Below are 16496 nucleotides of genomic sequence, written 5' to 3' on the forward strand. Positions count from 1 at the left end.
CTCGGGATGCCCGGCCAGGACGGCGGCGAAGACCCGTGGATCGACGAGCCCATGGGCGTCCACCGGCACTACATCGAGAACAAAACCGTGGATGCGGCGTAGATAGTCCGCAGAATCAGCGATGGCCGGATGTTCAATGGCACTGATCACCACGCGGTTGCGGCGGGGGTCGGCTGCACGCCGGGCCAGGGCGATCCCCTTCAGCGCCAGGTTGTCCGCCTCCGTGCCGCCGGAGGTGAAGGTCAGTTCCTCGGCATGGCAGCCCAGCACCGCTGCAGCCTTCTCACGGGCGCTGGACAGTGCTGCAGCGGCTTGCTCCCCCAAGCTGTGGTGGCTGGAGGGGTTCCCGAATTGATTGGTCAGGAACGGGAACATCGCCTCAATCACCTCACGGCGCACGGGCGTGGTGGCGGCGGCATCAAGGAAGATCATGCTCAGGCCTCGATGGCGATGTCCAGGCCCAGGTCCAAGGCGCGCACGCTGTGGGTCAGTGCGCCGACGGAGATGATGTCCACCCCGGTGCGCGCAATGCCGGCGATGGTGGACAGATTCACGTTTCCGCTGGCTTCCACCAGCGCGCGGCCGTTGACAATCGCCACGCCTTCCACGAGCTCGGCGTTGCTGAAGTTGTCGAGCATGATGGTGTCCACACCGGCGGCCAGCACGGGTTCGATCTGTTCGATCGCGTCCACCTCCACCTCGAAGTGGACGGTGTGCGGCAGTTGTGCCCGCACACTTGCGAGCGCCTCCATGAGCTTGGAAGCATCGCCGCCGGTGAGCACGGCCAGGTGGTTGTCCTTGGCCAACACCGCGTCGGAGAGCGAGAAGCGGTGGTTGTGTCCTCCCCCACAGCGCACGGCGTAGCGTTCCAGTGCGCGCAGCCCGGGGGTGGTCTTGCGCGTGTCGGTGACGCGGGCCTTGGTGCCCTCAATGAGCTTGGCGTACTCGGCCGTCTGGGTGGCAATCGCGCTCATGCGTTGGGTCAGGTTCAGCGCGATGCGCTCGGCCGTGAGTACTCCGCGAGCCAGACCCGCCACACGCATGAGCCGCTCCCCTCTTGCGAACTGCTGCCCCTCGGCGACCAACTGCTCCACGTCGGCGTCCGGATCCTGCATCGTCATGGCTGCCGTAAACACGTCCCCGCCGGAGAAGATGCCGGGTTCGCGGGCCACCAACCAGGCCGTGGCCCTTGCCGTCGCTGGCAGCAGCGTGGCCGAGGTGATGTCACCGTACGGTGCGTCCTCAACAAACGCCATGCGCAGGATGTTCTCCACAATTGCGCCCGGAAGGGTTGGCAGCTGCACCGTGGCGTTGTGGACTGAAGGGACAAGTTCGACGGCGTTCATACGGTTTCGCTTTCAAGGATGGGAAGGCTGGTGCAAAGGTGGGAAGGATTCAAAGCTGTGCCGGAAGTGGAAGTGCCGGCGGTGGAGCTGGTGTCCGCGGGCCTCCCGGCTGCCGGCGGTTCCGGGAAGTCGCTGCGATGATGGGCGCCAACGGAGTTTTCCCTGGCCAGGGCGGCGTGCACCAGCAGCTCAGCGGCCAAGAGGAGGTTCTCGAACTCGGCGGCGGACCGTGCGTCGGCGGGTGTTGCCACATCCGCGGCTTGCACGTCCAAGGTTGGCACGCCCGTGGCTGTTGCTGCCTTGGGCTGCGACCGCCATGTGGCGATTTGGCTTGCCGCGCGACGGAGACCGTCTGCGTCACGGACCACTCCGGCATGTGAACTCATCAGCCGTTGCAGTGCCTCACGGGAAGGGGGAGCTTGTTCGGCTGCGCCAGAGGGCGTCAACTGCAATTCTTGAGCCACGGCATGGATATCCTCCCGACGGACAGCCAGCGCAGGGACAGCCACCGGAGTGTCGGACCGGTCGGGTGTCTCCGTGGTGGAGGTGAGGAAGGCCTGCACGGCGCGCCGGCCGAAGACCAGTCCCTCAAGCAGCGAGTTGGAAGCCAGCCGGTTGGCTCCGTGCACGCCCGTGCATGCCGCCTCTCCGGCTGCGAACAAGCCTGGTAAGGAGGTACGGGCTTTCAGATCCGTCGACACCCCGCCCATCCAGTAGTGGGCTGCGGGTGTGACGGGCAGCCAGTCGCGGGTCCAGTCAAAGCCGAGCGTGCGGGTGGTGGAATCGATGGTGGGGAACCGCCGTGCCAGGTAGCCTGCTCCGTTGGCTGCCTCCACGCCCGTTGCATCCAGGAAGACCGTTTCTCCGGCGACTGCGCCGATGCTGATCAGGTGGGCTGCAATACTGCGGGAAACCACGTCGCGGGGGGCAAGGTCGCCCTCGTGGTGGTACCGGGGCATGAAGCGTTCACCGTGCCTGTCGCGCAACACTGCACCGGCTCCCCGGACCGCTTCGGAAATCAGGAAGTTTCCTCCCACAGCCAGTGCGGTGGGATGAAATTGGAAATATTCAAGGTCGGTTGCGTCGGCTCCGGCACGCCAAGCCGCTGCCAGGCCGTCGGCTGTGGCCACGGAGGGATTGGTGGTGAATTCGAAGAGCTGACCGGCGCCCCCTGTGGCCAGCAGAACAGCGTCACCGTGCAACTTCTGGACATCTCCGTCCGGTGCCAGCAGGCTGACACCGGTGACACGGCCATGGCGGAGCATTAAGTCCAGCACGAATGCGTGCTCGAGGATGGAGATGGTACCCAGATCAACTGCGTCGTGTACTGCGCTAATCAGCCCGTCGGCGATGGCCGCACCAGTTGCATCACCGCCCGCGTGCAGAATGCGCGCTGCCGAGTGGGCGCCCTCGAGCCCCAGTGCACGGCGCCCCGTGTCGCTGTTCCGGTCAAAAACAACGCCAAAGCGTTCAAGTGCGGCAATGTCGCCGGCAGCCTCCGTGCAAAGGATCCGTACCGCTTCCTTGTTGCATTGACCCGCCCCTGCCGTAAGCGTGTCCGCAATGTGGGCCTCCACCGAGTCCCCGGGCGCGGCCTCCCCCGGCCCCAGCACGGCACAGATGCCGCCCTGGGCGAAGTGGGTGTTGCTCTGCTCCAGTGCGCCCTTGCTGACAACGCTCACGCGCATTCCGGACTCTGCGGCCAGCAACGCGCCGTAGAGCCCTGCGATGCCGCTGCCCACAACGATCAGGTGTGAATTGCTCATGCGCTTGCGGCTGTCTTAGGCTCAGTCGTCTTGGGCTCAGTGATCTTTGGCAGGGCCGCGAGCATCCGTTCCAGGGCAATGCGTGCGTTGACGGCGGTTGCTTCCGGGACCGTGATCTGGTTGTGCACCACACCCGCGACCAAGCCTTCCAGCACCCAGGCCAGGTAGCCGGGGTGGATCCTGTACATGGTAGAACAGGGGCAGATCACCGGGTCCAGGCAGAAGATGGTGTGCTGCGGGTACTGCGCGGCCAAACGGTTCACCATGTTGATCTCGGTGCCGATGGCGAATGTGGTGCCGTCCGGGGCGCCCTGGATTGCCTTGAGAATGTAGTCGGTGGAGCCGGCCTCGTCCGCGGCGTCCACCACTTCCATGGGGCACTCCGGGTGGACCACCACGCGCACGCCCGGGAAATCCACGCGTGCCTGCTCGATCTGGGCCACCGTGAAACGCTTGTGGACCGAGCAGAATCCCTGCCACAGCACCACTTTGGCATCCTGCATGACCTGTTCGCTGTTCCCGCCCAAGGGCATCCGCGGATTCCACAGCGGCATGTGCTCCAGCGCAATCCCCATCGCCTTGGCCGTGTTGCGTCCCAGGTGCTGGTCGGGGAAGAACAGGACACGCTGCCCGCGCTCATAAGCCCATTCGAGCACCGTCGAGGCATTGGAGGACGTGCACACGATCCCGCCGTGCTCGCCGCAAAACGCTTTCAGCGCCGCCGAGGAGTTCATGTACGTGACGGGGATGACAGGCACCCGGCCGTCGGCGTCGGGCTCGGTGCCATACAGGGCCTCCAACTCCGCCCAGCACGCCTCCACCGACGGCAAATCGGCCATGTCGGCCATGGAACAGCCCGCAGCCAGGTTGGGAAGAATCACCGATTGGTGGCTTCCGGAGAGCATATCGGCAGTCTCGGCCATGAAGTGCACGCCGCAAAAAACAATCGCTTCGGCCTCCTTGCGGTTCTTCGCGGCGTTGGCCAGTTGGAAGGAGTCCCCCACAAAGTCGGCAAATTGCACCACCTCATCGCGCTGGTAGAAGTGCCCCAGCACGACGACGCGTTCCCCCAGTTCCGCCTTCGCGGCGAGAATGCGGGACTCAAGCTCGGCGTCGGACGCGTCCTTGTACTCCTGCGGCAGCTGCCCCTGTTGCGGTGTGGCGGCTGGGGCGATGTCCTCATTGGACGCACCGGGGCCATAGCCGGGGATACCGGCGAGTGCCTCGGCCAAATCGAATTCCCAGGGGCCCTGGGCCAGGTCGTCGTCGCAGCTCTCCTGGGCGCGACCGGGCACGCCCACGGGCAGGGCCTGCTCACGGGTGATCAGCTGGATGGTGTTGTTCACGGAAGACATGGCTTGCTCCAAGGTGTGAGGCAGTGGATGTGTGGGGCGGTGACGATGAGTTGCAGAGAATATGAGAGCGCTGAAGATGTGGGGCGCTGAATGAAGTTGCCGGGATCCCGGCACGGTTAGAGGCTGGAGGGAGGATCTCCGGAGTGGTCCGCGTGGGGGTCTCCGGCGTAGCGGTAGAGGCGGGGCGGGCGGTGCTTGCCTCCCTGAAGGAATTCTTCGGTGGGTTCAATGTGGGGAGTTTGCTTGAGTTGCCGGCGGAAGTTGGCCGGGTCCACGCTGCGGTTCAACACGGCCTCATACACCTCACGCACCTGCGCCAGCGTGAACTTTTCGCCGAGGAAATGGTAGGCGATGGAGCCGTAGGCCATCTTGTTCCGGAGCCGCCACAATGCGTAATCAACAATCTTGTTGTGGTCAAAGGCCAGTGTTTGCAGACCGTCCGCACGAAACCACTTCACGTTCTCGGACTCCTGCGCCTGTTCCGCTTCGGTGGAGGCAAGCAGGGCCCAATACACAATCGAAACGACCCGCTGGCTGGGGGAACGGTGCAGCCCGCCAAAGGCGTACAGCTGCTCCAGGTAGCTTGGCGCCAACCCTGTGGTGTCCTGCAGGTTCCTGGCGGCTGCGTCAAGCAGGGAATCCGCCTGGGTGAGGGGCCCGCCGGGCAATGCCCACTGGTCTTTGAACGGTTCGCGGATACGCCGCACAAGGGGCAACCACAGGGAAAGCCGGTCACTGTCTTCGCTGGGCCGCAGGGCGAAGATCACGGTGGAGATGGCCAGCGCCGGGGGCTGGACAAGGCGCTCGCTAATGTTTGCTGCGCTGACGAATTGCGTCCCCACCATGGTCGTACACCCCACCTTCTTAGTTAGAGTCATTTTGACTACAACTGATTTTACGACGTACCGGGCCACTATACAAATCCAATTTCCCAGCAAGGTGTCCGAACTGTGTGGCCGGCTTTATTCACAGTGGCGCATGGGGGATAATTCTTGACAGGGAACAGACCTCCCACCTCCGCGGCACAAGCGGCCGCCACCACTAAAGAAGGCCATCCCTTTCATGAAGCAACAAACCGCCGCTGCCACAGCCGCGCCCAACACCACCGGACTGGGCAACTCGCTCAAGCAGCGCCAGCTGACCATGATGGGCCTGGGCAGTGCCATTGGTGCAGGACTCTTCCTCGGTTCAGGCGAGGGCATCATGATGGCCGGTCCTGCCGTCCTGATCTCTTATCTGGTAGCTGGCACACTGATCATTTTGGTCATGTGGGCGTTGGGTGAAATGGCGGCCGCCAATCCCAATTCAGGGGCGTTCTCCGTGTATGCGGAAAAGGCCATGGGCACGGTCGCCGGCGCCACGGTGGGCTGGTTGTGGTGGTTGCAGCTCGTGGTGGTGATTGCCGCGGAAGCACTCGGCGCCGCACACCTGCTCGTCACCATTTGGCCTGTGCTGCCAGCATGGGCACTGACGTTGATCTTCATGGTTGTCTTTACCATCGTGAACCTGACCTCAGTGAAGAACTATGGCGAATTTGAATTCTGGTTTGCGCTGTTGAAAGTCAGTGCCATTGTGCTGTTCCTCGCGTTCGGCATTGCCTTGTTGCTGGGAATTATCCCCGGAGCAGCATCTCCTGGCCTTGACAACCTCTTCTCCCACGGTGGATTCGCCCCAACAGGCATGGCGGGCATCGCCAGCGCGCTCTTTGTCGTGGCCTTCGCTTTTGGTGGCACCGAAATTGTCGCCGTCGCGGCGGCCGAAACAATCAACCCAGAACGCAGCGTGGCCGTGGCGGTCCGCACCGTTGTCTGGCGGATCTTGGTATTTTACGTCGGCTCCATCTTCATCATTGCCGTGGTGCTGCCGTGGACGTCAGAGGCACTGCTCTCACCCTTTGCCGGAGTGCTGAACGTTGCCGGGCTTCCCTGGGCCGGCACCGTGATCACCCTGGTTGCCGTGGCCGCCCTGCTCTCGGCACTGAACGCGAACCTGTACGGCGCCTCCCGCATGATCTATTCGCTGGCGGAGCGTGCGCAGGCACCGCGGATCTTCTCCAGCACGAACGCACGATTCGTCCCGGTTGCCGCCGTCGCCGTTTCAGTGGCCTTCGGCTTTGTGACGGTCGTCTGGGAACTGCTTTACCCCGACACCGTCCTGAAGGTTCTGCTGAACCTGGTGGGCTCAACCTGCCTGATCATTTGGGGCTCGGCCCTGCTTTCACAGTTCATCCTGCGCCGCCGCGCCGACAGGGACGGCACCGCCCTTCCCTTGCGCATGCGCGGCTTCCCTTGGCTGACACTGGCCGGTCTGGTGCTTTTACTGGCCATCTTTGCCGTGGGCTTCAGCGACCCCGCGGGTCGTGGCCAGCTTTTGAGCACGTTCAGCTTGGTTGCCGCCATTGCCATACTCAGCAAGGTCTCGCACAAGCGCCAGCAAAGCTCGGCCGCCGAACGCAGCTAGGCGCACCCGCTGCGGGGTAGTTTTCGCTATTGTTGATGTACGACGGCGGCACTGTCCACCGCGGGAAAGGTTCGGCAATGGTTTCCCCTGGCAAGCACACGGCAGAAGCGACTCCCCACCGCATCGAAGGCGGGGTTCCGGGGCTGCACGTGATGGCTTTTGAGAGCGAGACCCCCGCCGCGCTGCCGCCGGTTTTCCTCATCCATGGATTCGCCTCTTCGGTGGAGCTGAACTGGGTCAAGACCGGCTGGGTGAAGGCACTGAACCAGGCCGGACGCCGTGTCATCAGTGTTGACCTGCCGGGGCATGGCCGCAGCCTGTCCCCGTATGATCTTGACTCGTACACGCCCGGTAAAATCCGCGCCGATTTGTTACAGATCCTTTTCGATGAAGGCGTCCGCCCGCTGACGGACGGCGACCCCACCAGCGGCGTCGACCTCATTGGATATTCACTCGGATCACGGCTCGCGTGGGAGTTTGGCGCCACCCAGCCGGAAATGGTGCGCAGAATGGTGTTGGGCGGTCCCAACCCGGAGGATCCACTGGCCGATTTTGACCTTCGGGCTGCGCAGGACTTCCTGAACGACGGCACCCCCATCGCCGATAGATCCACCGCATGGCTTTTGAACATGGCACAGGTGGTTCCCTCCAACGACACGTTTGCCCTGCTGGCACTTGTCCAAGCCGTGAAAATGGAACCCTTCGATCCCACTGACGCTGTGCCGGACATGCCCATCCTGCTGGTGGCGGGAGAGCTGGACGAGCGGGCCCGCAGCATGAGCAGGCTGGCTGCCTTGAGCCCGGATTCCCAGCAACTGGTCATCGCGGGCCGCACGCACAACAACACGGTGACGTCGCGCGAGTTCAAGGAAGCGGCGATCAGCTTCCTGGCCTGATCAAGTCGTCATGATCATGTGCGGCGTACTTACCACCCGGCAGTGCCCGGGCCGCCCTTGAACGGTCCCACAACGTTCTTGGTGATCCAACCACCGTAGAAGTCACCGGCTTGGAAGGTCACCTGTTCGCCGTTGACCTCGCAGGAATCCATGTGGCCGGGATAAAGGGCAACCCGACTACTGAGCGCCTCGAAACCCCGCGAAGGTTCCGGGTATGTCCACCCTGCACGCGGAACGCGCACTCCCCCGGCACGAACATCGAAGTAGTGTGCTTCCCCTTTGAACTCACAGAAGCTGGTGCCCTGAACCGGGACGAGCACACCTGCTGGGAAGGCGTCCAACGGCATGTAGTACACCGGCGGATGGCTCGTCTCCAGGACGCGCACGGCATCGGTGGTGTCGACAATAACCTGCCCTCCGAGTCTTACAACCACACGTTCGAACCGTGGCTCTGCCCGTGGCGGCCGCGGGTAGTCCCAGACTGATTCCTGGCCAGCTTCGGGCTTGATGGGCTTGGGGCGCCGGAAAAAGCCGGGAAAACTCTGCTTATCAGTCATGTGCGAATCCTGCCATCCTCCGCTGGGATGCTGCTGTGAACTCCGGGAGACTGAGTTGCCGCCGTCAGACCCGTGCCAGGCTAGTGGACCCTTGCGAGCTGGCGCCGCAAGACCACTGCGGCAACAATGCCCAATAAAAATAAGGCTGTCGTGGCCGCAATCGGCACTATGAACGCCGCATGGTAGCCGGAGCTTTGGGCCAGCGCACCGGACAAGGCAGAGCCCAACGCCGTACCCCCAACGATGCCACTCGCGAGCACTGTCATCACCGTGCCCATCCACTGCGGCGGCGCTACGACGCTGCCAACGCTGAAAATTGTCACCATGGCGGGCCCCACCGGAAGCCCGACCAACAGCAGCACCCACACCATCTGGCCGAGGGTGGAAGGGGCCAAGAATGCCAGACTCCCGGCCGCCATCAGGCCACCCGTCAGCACCCAGCGCCACGCGTTGCTAAAAGTGGCCGGCCAGTAGGCCACCGAGAGTGCGGTCACCGCTGAGCTTGCGCCCATGATGGCGTACATCAGCCCGGCCTGGTCCACTGAACCATGCACGCCCGTAAAGGCCGTCAACGCTGTTTGGGCGGAACCAAAGAATGTTCCCATGCACACCATTCCCGCTACTGGCACTGCCACCAGGAACCAGTTGGGCCGTTCCTTGGACACGTAGCCGGCGTTGCCCACGATGCTGCCGACGGCCGACTTGGCATTGACCAGCTCCGCCGTCGGGTGCAGGGCAAAAAGTGACACAAGGACCGCGGTCATGGCGGCGGCCAGAACAAGCGGCAGCCACGGCGCCACAAGGGACGCGAGCAGGCCGACAAGCGCCGGCCCCAATACGAACGTCACCTCATCGGCGGTGCCTTCCAGGGACAGCGCGGTATCCACCATGGGTCCCTGTTCCTTCGCGGGGAGCTTTTTGCTCAACGCCATCCAGCGCACCCGGGACAGCGGGCCAACCTGAGGGGAGCTGCCTCCGGCCAGCAGCGCCGTCAGCAGCACCACCACCGTTGCCCCGTCCGTGACCCTGGCCCCGCTTTCCGGCAGCAATGTATAGGAGAGGAACACCACGGCCCCCACCAGCACGGCATTCACCAAGGCAGCGACCAGCAGCACCCGCTTCTGCCCCAGGCGGTCGGCCAGATAGCCCACCACCGGCGCTCCGACGGCCGCTCCCAAGCCGATGCAACCGGCCGCAAAACCGCCGATGGCGTAGGAACTGCTGACAAAAGTGACCATGGTCAGCACACCGATGGTCAGCATGGCCAGCGGAACCCGGGCAAAGAGACCCAAGGGAATGTAGCCGTTGCCAGCCAATTGTGGCAGCACGGAATAGCGGCCCCCCTTGACGGCAGGGGCGGCGGACACGGGTGCTTGCGGGGAGGTCGAGGGACTCAACTGTCTTTCTAAAGTTTCTTGCTTGGGCCGCGCGGTTTTCACACGCCGATTTCACGTTCCGGCACACGGCCAGGCAAAGTCCCGCCCAGTCTACCGTCTACGACCCTCCCGCCCCCGCCATGCTCAGCTCCAAGGTGGAACCATTCCGGCCCTTGTGAACGTGCAAATGCATCGGAATTCTCTGTTTCATCTCGGCCACGTGACTGACCAGCCCCACGACCCTCCCGCCGTCGCGCAAGCCTTCCAAGGCCTCCATGACCTGCTCCAGCGATTGTTCATCAAGGCTGCCAAAGCCTTCGTCAACAAACAATGTCTCAATGTCCAGCCCACCGGATTCGTACTGCACCACATCCGAAAGTCCCAAAGCCAGTGCCAATGACGCCATGAACGACTCCCCACCTGACAGCGTTGCCGTGTCCCGGCTGATACCTGTCCACTCATCGACCACTTCCAGGCCGAGCCCCGACTTCTTGTTCCCGGATTTCGCATCGCTGTGACGCAGCGTGTAGCGGGCATCGCTCATAGTGGCCAAACGCACGGATGCCGCCTCTGCAACTTGTTCCAGACGTGCGGCAAGGACATAGCTGCTCAGCGTCATCTTCAATTTGTTGTCCCCCAGCCCGCGGACGGCAGCTGCGAGACCCTCCACCAGCTGGGCCTTCTCCCACAGCGGGGCAACAGCCGCCTCCAGCGCCATAAACGCAGTTTCAGTGGCGGCGACCTGGTCCGCTGCCGACCGCGTCATCCCCAGCTTCAAGGACGCTGCCCGGGCCTGGGTCAGGGCAAGCTTCGCCTCACCCGCCAACACCTCGAGGTCAGTTTCCGTGGGTGCTGCAATGTTCGCTTCCACTTCCTTTTGCGCGGCTGCGACGTCCGCAGCGGCCAGCCTGTCCGCATTGACATCAACCGCACGCGCATAGTCCTTGATGTCCTTCTCCAGGGTTGCTGCCGCAGCGGGAGTCAGAATTGCATCCTGCACCGCCTCCACATCCTCAAACACTGAGCCTGCGAGCGCCTGTTCCTGCGCAACGGCGGCCTCTTTCGCGGCAGCCTGCACAGTGGTGCGGTGGCGCACCACTTGCAGCAGCGTCTCAACGAGTGCCTGGGCGTGGGTCAGTGCTGCAAGGCGCAGCGCCAAGGACTGGTAGCCGTCGCGGACCTGTGTGAGATGTTCTTCCAATGCCGCGATTTCTTCCGCCAGCGCCACTTGGCCGGTGCGCAGCGAAGCTGCTTCGCCAGCGGCTGCCACGACGTCCTGCTGCGCGTCTTGAATACGCTTTTGCAGCTCTATGGCCTCCGCATTCAGGGTGCTCAGCTCCGCAATGGCCGCGGTGGCGTTCTTATGCGCCAACTTCTTAAGTGCGACGGCTTCCCGTGCCTCTCCCAGCTCACCGGCACCACCGCGTTCGGTCAGGACCGCGAGGGTGTTCCTGGCTTCGGCGAGCTGGGTGCGGGCCGTACTGGCCAGCGCTTCCCCGGTGTCAAAAGCTTGCTTGGCGGCTTTCTCCGCCTTGACGAGGTCGGCACCGGCACCGGCCAGCGGCGACGGTGCCGGATGCACGAGGCTTCCGCACACCTGGCATGGTTCCCCATCCACCAGGGTGGCGGCCAACTCTCCCGCTGCCTGGCTGAGTCTGCGGTTGAAGGCCTCAAGCCAGCTCTCCTTGGCGTTCAAGGCTTTTTCACGGGCCAGCTCATGAGCGGCCGCCAATTCGGTCACCGCAGTGTTCTGGAGCTGGTATTCCTCAATGGCGGTGACACGTTGCACGGCCTGCGCGGCACCTTGGGCAGCATGCTCCACATTGTGGCCTGCTTGGTGGAGTTCTTCCTGCCTCTCCTGCACCAGGGCCAGCCGTGTGCTGGAAGCGGCAACGGCGCCCGCTTGCTTGTCCTGCAGCTTGAGGACTCGCGCCAGGTCCTTTTCATTCTTCGTGAGCGCAGCACATTTTTGGCTGTGTCTGCCTTCTTCGGGCAGCGCGGTATTGACTGCGGCAATCTTGCCCGTCAGTTCGCGGTCGAGGCGTTCAAGGGCTTGCTCGCTGGCCGCAGCTGCCGGTTTGCCCAGCATGGTCGCAGCAAGTTCGTTTGCGTCAAAGTCCACCGCGGCAGTCGCAGCGCGGGCGTTCGCCAGTGCCTCCGCCTTGCCGGCCATGGCCGCTGCAGCCAGCACGGGCGCCAACACCTGTGCGCCATGGTGCTGCTCTTGTTGGTGGCGCCATTGCAGCGCTTGCCCGGCAAGGGCTGCCAGCCTTGCCTTTTCGGCGACCGCCGCTGCCAGCGCCGTGTGCCGGCTGCGCCGCGCTTGCGCGTCCTGAAGGGCTTGGACCAAATCATCGGAGTGCTGTTGGGCTTTCTGCGCCCCCTGGCTGCTGCGTTCCATGGCCGGGGCGAGTTGGCCGTTGAGCCAGGCGAACAGCTCCAAGCCGCGCAGTTGCATGCTGTCCACTGATTCCTCGTCAGTTGGCGCATCAGCTTCGGCTTCAGTTTCCCCGGTGTCCCCTTCAGCCAGCACTGCTGCACTCTGGCTGCGGGCCAGCTGTTCGGTTGCCGCCAGCTGACTCAGCCCTACCGCAACTTCGGCTTGGGCAGCCTTGGAGTCATTGGCCAGGCGAACTTCGAGGTCCTTGTAGATGTCTGTGCCAAAGAGCTTTTGCAGCAGCACTTGGCGCTCCTCGGCGCTTGCTCGCAGAAACGCTGCAAAGTCTCCCTGCGCCAGCAACACAACCTTGGTGAACTGGGCCATGTTCATCCCCAGCAGGGCTTGAATCTCGGCGGCGGCCTCGTCGTTGCGGGTGGACTTCACTACCCATTCACCATCGGTTTTTTCACGCAGATGGGTGCTCGCCTGTTCCTTGGTGGTCCCAGTTCCACGCTTGAGCGGGCGCATCCATTCCGGGTTGCGCCGCACTTCCAGGCGCCGCCCGCCAGCACTGAATTCACACACCACCTCAGGTCCCACGCCCTCAGCTGCATGGTGGCTGCGCAATTGTGCCTGGGCGCCTTGCCGCGCGCCCGGCACCCTGCCGTAGAGTGCATACGCAATGGCGTCCAGAACACTGGTCTTGCCAGCACCCGTTGAACCGTTGAGGAGAAACAGCCCCTGGGCTCCCAACTGGTCAAAGTCAACCACTTCACGCCCTGCAAAGGGGCCGAAGGCCTGTATTTCCAACCGGTGGATCCTCACAGTGCGCTCTCCTGTTCCCGCACACGGGCCAGGGCCTCGCGCAACACTTGTTGTTCGGCGTCGCTCGCACCGCGGTGGCGCACATGGTCAAGGAAACCGCAGCACAGTTCCAACTCGTTGGCGGCCTTGGCGATGCGGGCGCCGTAGCTTTGTCGCTGCGCCTCCCGCTCGATCTCTGGCGCGAACATCAACACGAGGGTGTTGGGGAAACGGGTACGCAGACGCTCAATGGCCAGTTCCGGACGGTCGTTGTCGGTGAGCGTGATCTGGCAGTAGTGATCCTGTGCGAACGCCCACTTTTCGGCGGTGAGGAGGTCATCAAGTTTGCCGCTCAAAACGCTCAACGCCCGCTCCGGCGCCCACACCACTTTCCGTACCTCACCCAGACCGTCTTCGGTGATTTCCAGCAACCAGGCCCCTTTAGTGTGGCTGGCTTCGGAAAACGAATACGGGAGAGGGGAACCTGAATACCGCACCTTTTCACTCAACGTCTGCGGGCCGTGCAGATGTCCCAGCGCCGTGTAGCTAAAGCGGTCAAAGAGATCCAACGGCACCGCCCCGACTCCCCCAATGGACAGTTCACGTTCGCTGGCGGAGGTGAGGCCACCACTGGCAAACGTGTGGGCCAGCACCACCGAGGCCGTCCCCGGGGCCCGGGTGTCAAGATCTGTGCCGATGCGGTTCACGGCCGCTTCGGTGACGCTGAAGTGGGTGCCATTTTCCAGACCCAGTTCTTCGGCCACCAGCCGGGGTTCAAGGAAGGGGATGCCGTAGATGGCCACCTGCGCACCACCGACTCTGTCGCTGCCGGCTTGCAGCGGCAGCAGGACGGGGGTGTCCAGATCGGAAAGCCGGGTGCGCAAATGCACTCCGGCACGTTCAAGCAGCCGCCCGCCGAAGCCCAAGCGTGCGGCTGAGTCGTGATTGCCGCTGGTCACAACCACCTGCACGCCGGCGGCACTGAGCCGGGCAAGGATGTCATCGAAGAGGTTCACCACATCCACACCGGGCAGTGCGCGGTCATAGACGTCACCGGAGACGAGGACAACATCGACGTTTTCCGCTGTGACGGTGTCCAGGAGTTGGTTGGCGAAACGCTGTTGCGCGGCCAGCGTGCCAACGCCATGGAACGACCTGCCCAAGTGCCAGTCTGAGGTGTGGAGAAGCTTCATGCTACTTACGCTAGCGGAGGCCACCGACATTCGAGGATTGAGCCCTCGATGCAGTGAGAGTGTGCGGGGATTCTAGCGACGGGGCTTTTCCACCACAAGCGCCTGCGCTGCGGCAACATTGGCCACCCTAGCCCCATAAATCACTGCGACCAGCAACAGGGCGCAGGCCATGAGCGCCATAACGGTTTGCGTACCAGGTGAATCGAGGAACAGCAGCCCGGCTAGGGAGATGGCTGCGGCGGCGATGCCGCTGACCCACATCGGTTGCACTGCTGCGCGGTGTCCTGCCTGCCAGGTGACCTCATTCACCATGGTTTTGCTCGTGCGAATGCCCAACCATGGGTTCATCTTGATCCGCCCACTGGCACAGGCGTGGTTCGCAGCAGCAATCCCTAGAGAGCAGATGGCAAGCAGAAGGAGGGAAAGGATTAACATCCTCCAACAGTAGCTTTGAATGCCAACAGCCCGCACCGGGGGCCAGAAAACGAAACAAGTTTTCGGCCGCCGTGTGCGGGCTGTCAGGCGGGCTGCCCCCGCTGATCGAGGGCTGCGGTGCTACTTCTTCGGGGCGTCGAAGAATGCCTGGGCGTCGTTTGCCGCCTCCGGCGCAGCCGCCGGGGCCGGGGCGATGACAACAGCGTCGGCGACAGCATCGGCGTCGTCCGTCAGGGCGGCAAACCCAACCGGCACGGAAACTGTAGGAACCTTCGTGGGGGCGAAGGAGCGGAAGATGGCAGCAGCCAGGGCGGCACCAAACAGCGGGGCCAGCCAGAACAGCCACAGCTGGCCAAGGGCCCAGGAGTCAGCCAGGAACACGACGGAGGTGGCACGGGCCGGGTTCAGGGATCCATTGCTCAACGGCATCGTGATGCTCACGGCCACGGCGAAGGCCAGGCCGATGGCGATGGGACCCAGGGTCGTCTTGTTGCGTGCGGAGGTGACACCCAGGATCATGGCGGTCAGGGCTGCAACGGCAACAATTTCCACGATCAGCACGCCCACCATGGGCACCTGCGACGGTGAATGCGCGTCAAAGCCGTTGGCCAGTGCACCGAACAATTTGGATGTTTCCGGGGTGGCACCGGCGGGCATGACCTTCATCAACGCCAGCCACACGACCGAGGCGAGCAGAGCGCCCACCGTCTGGGCCACGATGTACAGCGCCATCGCGGAGAACTTCAACTTACCTGCCACGGCCATGCCCAGCGAGAATGCCGGGTTGAAGTAGCCGTTGGAGATGTGCCCGAAGGAGATGATCGCGGCGACCATGGCAAGTCCGTAGGCGAAGCCCACCGTGGTGCCGGCCCCTCCGGAGCTGAAGAGCGCCATGCCGAGCCCGGCAAAGACGATGAAAAAGCTGCCCAACCCTTCAATGGCAACTCGGGTGCTCAGCGGGTAGGCCTGCTCCGTGGTTGTGGCCGTGGCCTGGGCTGTGGCACTCGCCACTGCCGTTCCGGATGTAGTCATGGTGTGAAGATCCTTTTCGTGGAAATCAAAAATAGCTGCCGTGGATGCGGCTCAGGGGCACTGCAGGAGCCTAAAACCCCAGCAACAATGCCACGACGGCGGCCGCAGCCAGCGCAACTATAGCGGCCGATGCTGTACGTAACATAAGAGCCGGTGGGGCAATATGCTCTTCAGCCTCCAGCACGCCAACGCCGGCATGAAGCATGCGGATCCGGCTGGCGGCACACACAACCAGGACTATCGTCATGAGGCTGGCCACCACTGCGCACGCGCCCAGTCCGATGATATGGGCGGAGTGGCCGGGGGTAAACAGCCCGGGGACGGCGGCCGACCCTTCGCGTGTCAGCGACACGGCCCAGCCGCGCCAGATCAACAGGTCGGCAATGACTGCACTCATGATCGTTCGCCGCCATGACAGTGCCGTACGCTCGGGCTGCAGCCCGGGATCCCTGGCCGGCGGCGGCGTCGCACCCGCGCCTGCGCCTTCTAAACTCACGCTGGGGAACCCAAGTTAAGGACGGACCAAAATCAGGACGGCGAAGATGATGGCCGCAACGGACACCACCACCGTCATGCCCAAAAGCAGCCAGGAGTGCGGAAGTTCTGCATCATTGCGCATGGCCTGCTCCTGGTGCGCCCAGCGCCGGTAGCTGACAATGGCCAGCACCGCACCAATGATGGCCAGCACCATGCACAAGATGATGCGAACCACCGTCGGGGCGATTTCCGGCGCCAGTTGGTCGATGGCCACAGCTCCGGCGAGCAGGGCCAGCGCCGTGCGCACCCATGCCAGAAATGTCCGCTCATTTGCGAGCGAAAACCGGTAGTCCGGGGTCTTGCCGGCTCTTCTCCAAGCAGGCTCGCGCATGGATCTCCTCGTTCGTGGGTGCTGATTG

15 protein-coding genes are annotated in these 16496 nt (G+C 63.5%); 2 read left to right on the top strand and 13 right to left on the bottom strand.

The window, feature by feature from the left end; translation table 11 throughout:
• The 5 genes from Q4P21_RS02195 to Q4P21_RS02215 form a co-directional block, all read right to left on the bottom strand.
• On the bottom strand, nt 1–432 hold a 432-nt coding region (locus Q4P21_RS02195; RefSeq protein WP_303387231.1), incomplete at its 3' end, for an aminotransferase class V-fold PLP-dependent enzyme.
• 2 nt (nt 433–434) lie between these two features.
• Nucleotides 435–1346: a carboxylating nicotinate-nucleotide diphosphorylase gene (nadC, locus tag Q4P21_RS02200; protein ID WP_303387232.1), complete on the bottom strand. Its 912-nt coding sequence runs from the start codon at nt 1344–1346 to the stop codon at nt 435–437.
• The gene (nadB, locus tag Q4P21_RS02205; RefSeq protein ID WP_303387233.1) at nt 1343–3112 is read right to left on the bottom strand and encodes an L-aspartate oxidase; all 1770 of its coding nucleotides are present in this window, start codon (nt 3110–3112) and stop codon (nt 1343–1345) included. Before nadB ends, nadC begins: the two co-directional genes overlap by 4 nt.
• Nucleotides 3109–4467: a quinolinate synthase NadA gene (nadA, locus tag Q4P21_RS02210; RefSeq protein WP_303387234.1), complete on the bottom strand. Its 1359-nt coding sequence runs from the start codon at nt 4465–4467 to the stop codon at nt 3109–3111. Before nadA ends, nadB begins: the two co-directional genes overlap by 4 nt.
• Before the next feature lie 116 nt (nt 4468–4583).
• The gene (locus Q4P21_RS02215; protein ID WP_303387235.1) at nt 4584–5345 is read right to left on the bottom strand and encodes an NUDIX domain-containing protein; all 762 of its coding nucleotides are present in this window, start codon (nt 5343–5345) and stop codon (nt 4584–4586) included.
• Nucleotides 5346–5529: 184 nt separating this feature from the next.
• Between Q4P21_RS02215 and Q4P21_RS02220 the strand changes: the two genes are divergently transcribed.
• Together Q4P21_RS02220 and Q4P21_RS02225 are read left to right on the top strand one after the other, a co-directional pair.
• Entirely contained in the window at nt 5530–6927 is a 1398-nt protein-coding gene (locus tag Q4P21_RS02220; RefSeq protein WP_303387236.1) for an amino acid permease, read from the top strand.
• 77 nt (nt 6928–7004) lie between these two features.
• A complete protein-coding gene (locus tag Q4P21_RS02225) occupies nt 7005–7823 on the top strand; it encodes an alpha/beta fold hydrolase (protein WP_303387237.1) in 819 nt (272 codons plus the stop codon).
• Between the two features lie 29 nt (nt 7824–7852).
• On the opposite strand, the gene Q4P21_RS02230 is transcribed toward Q4P21_RS02225, so the two are convergent.
• From Q4P21_RS02230 to Q4P21_RS02265, 8 genes are all read right to left on the bottom strand, one after another.
• Entirely contained in the window at nt 7853–8380 is a 528-nt protein-coding gene (locus Q4P21_RS02230) for a DUF427 domain-containing protein (RefSeq protein WP_303387238.1), read from the bottom strand.
• An 80-nt stretch (nt 8381–8460) separates the two neighbouring features.
• The gene (locus tag Q4P21_RS02235) at nt 8461–9777 is read right to left on the bottom strand and encodes an MFS transporter (RefSeq protein ID WP_303387239.1); all 1317 of its coding nucleotides are present in this window, start codon (nt 9775–9777) and stop codon (nt 8461–8463) included.
• A 97-nt stretch (nt 9778–9874) separates the two neighbouring features.
• Complete coding sequence (locus Q4P21_RS02240) at nt 9875–12961, bottom strand: SMC family ATPase (RefSeq protein ID WP_303387240.1); 3087 nt, start codon at nt 12959–12961, stop codon at nt 9875–9877.
• On the bottom strand, nt 12958–14133 hold the full coding sequence (locus Q4P21_RS02245) for an exonuclease SbcCD subunit D (RefSeq protein WP_303387241.1): 1176 nt from the start codon (nt 14131–14133) through the stop codon (nt 12958–12960). The genes Q4P21_RS02240 and Q4P21_RS02245 overlap by 4 nt, the downstream gene beginning before the upstream one ends.
• Nucleotides 14134–14205: 72 nt before the next feature.
• Complete coding sequence (locus tag Q4P21_RS02250; protein WP_303387242.1) at nt 14206–14568, bottom strand: SdpI family protein; 363 nt, start codon at nt 14566–14568, stop codon at nt 14206–14208.
• 120 nt (nt 14569–14688) lie between these two features.
• Nucleotides 14689–15600 carry an aquaporin gene (locus Q4P21_RS02255; protein WP_303387243.1) on the bottom strand — a complete coding sequence of 304 codons (912 nt, stop codon included), beginning with the start codon at nt 15598–15600 and terminating at the stop codon, nt 14689–14691.
• A gap of 70 nt (nt 15601–15670) precedes the next feature.
• On the bottom strand, nt 15671–16096 hold the full coding sequence (locus Q4P21_RS02260; protein ID WP_303387244.1) for a DUF202 domain-containing protein: 426 nt from the start codon (nt 16094–16096) through the stop codon (nt 15671–15673).
• A 15-nt stretch (nt 16097–16111) separates the two neighbouring features.
• Nucleotides 16112–16468: a YidH family protein gene (locus Q4P21_RS02265; protein ID WP_207344144.1), complete on the bottom strand. Its 357-nt coding sequence runs from the start codon at nt 16466–16468 to the stop codon at nt 16112–16114.
• Nucleotides 16469–16496: the final 28 nt, after the last annotated feature.

This window comes from Arthrobacter sp. (assembly GCF_030540645.1).
Classification (GTDB): Bacteria; Actinomycetota; Actinomycetes; order Actinomycetales; family Micrococcaceae; genus Specibacter.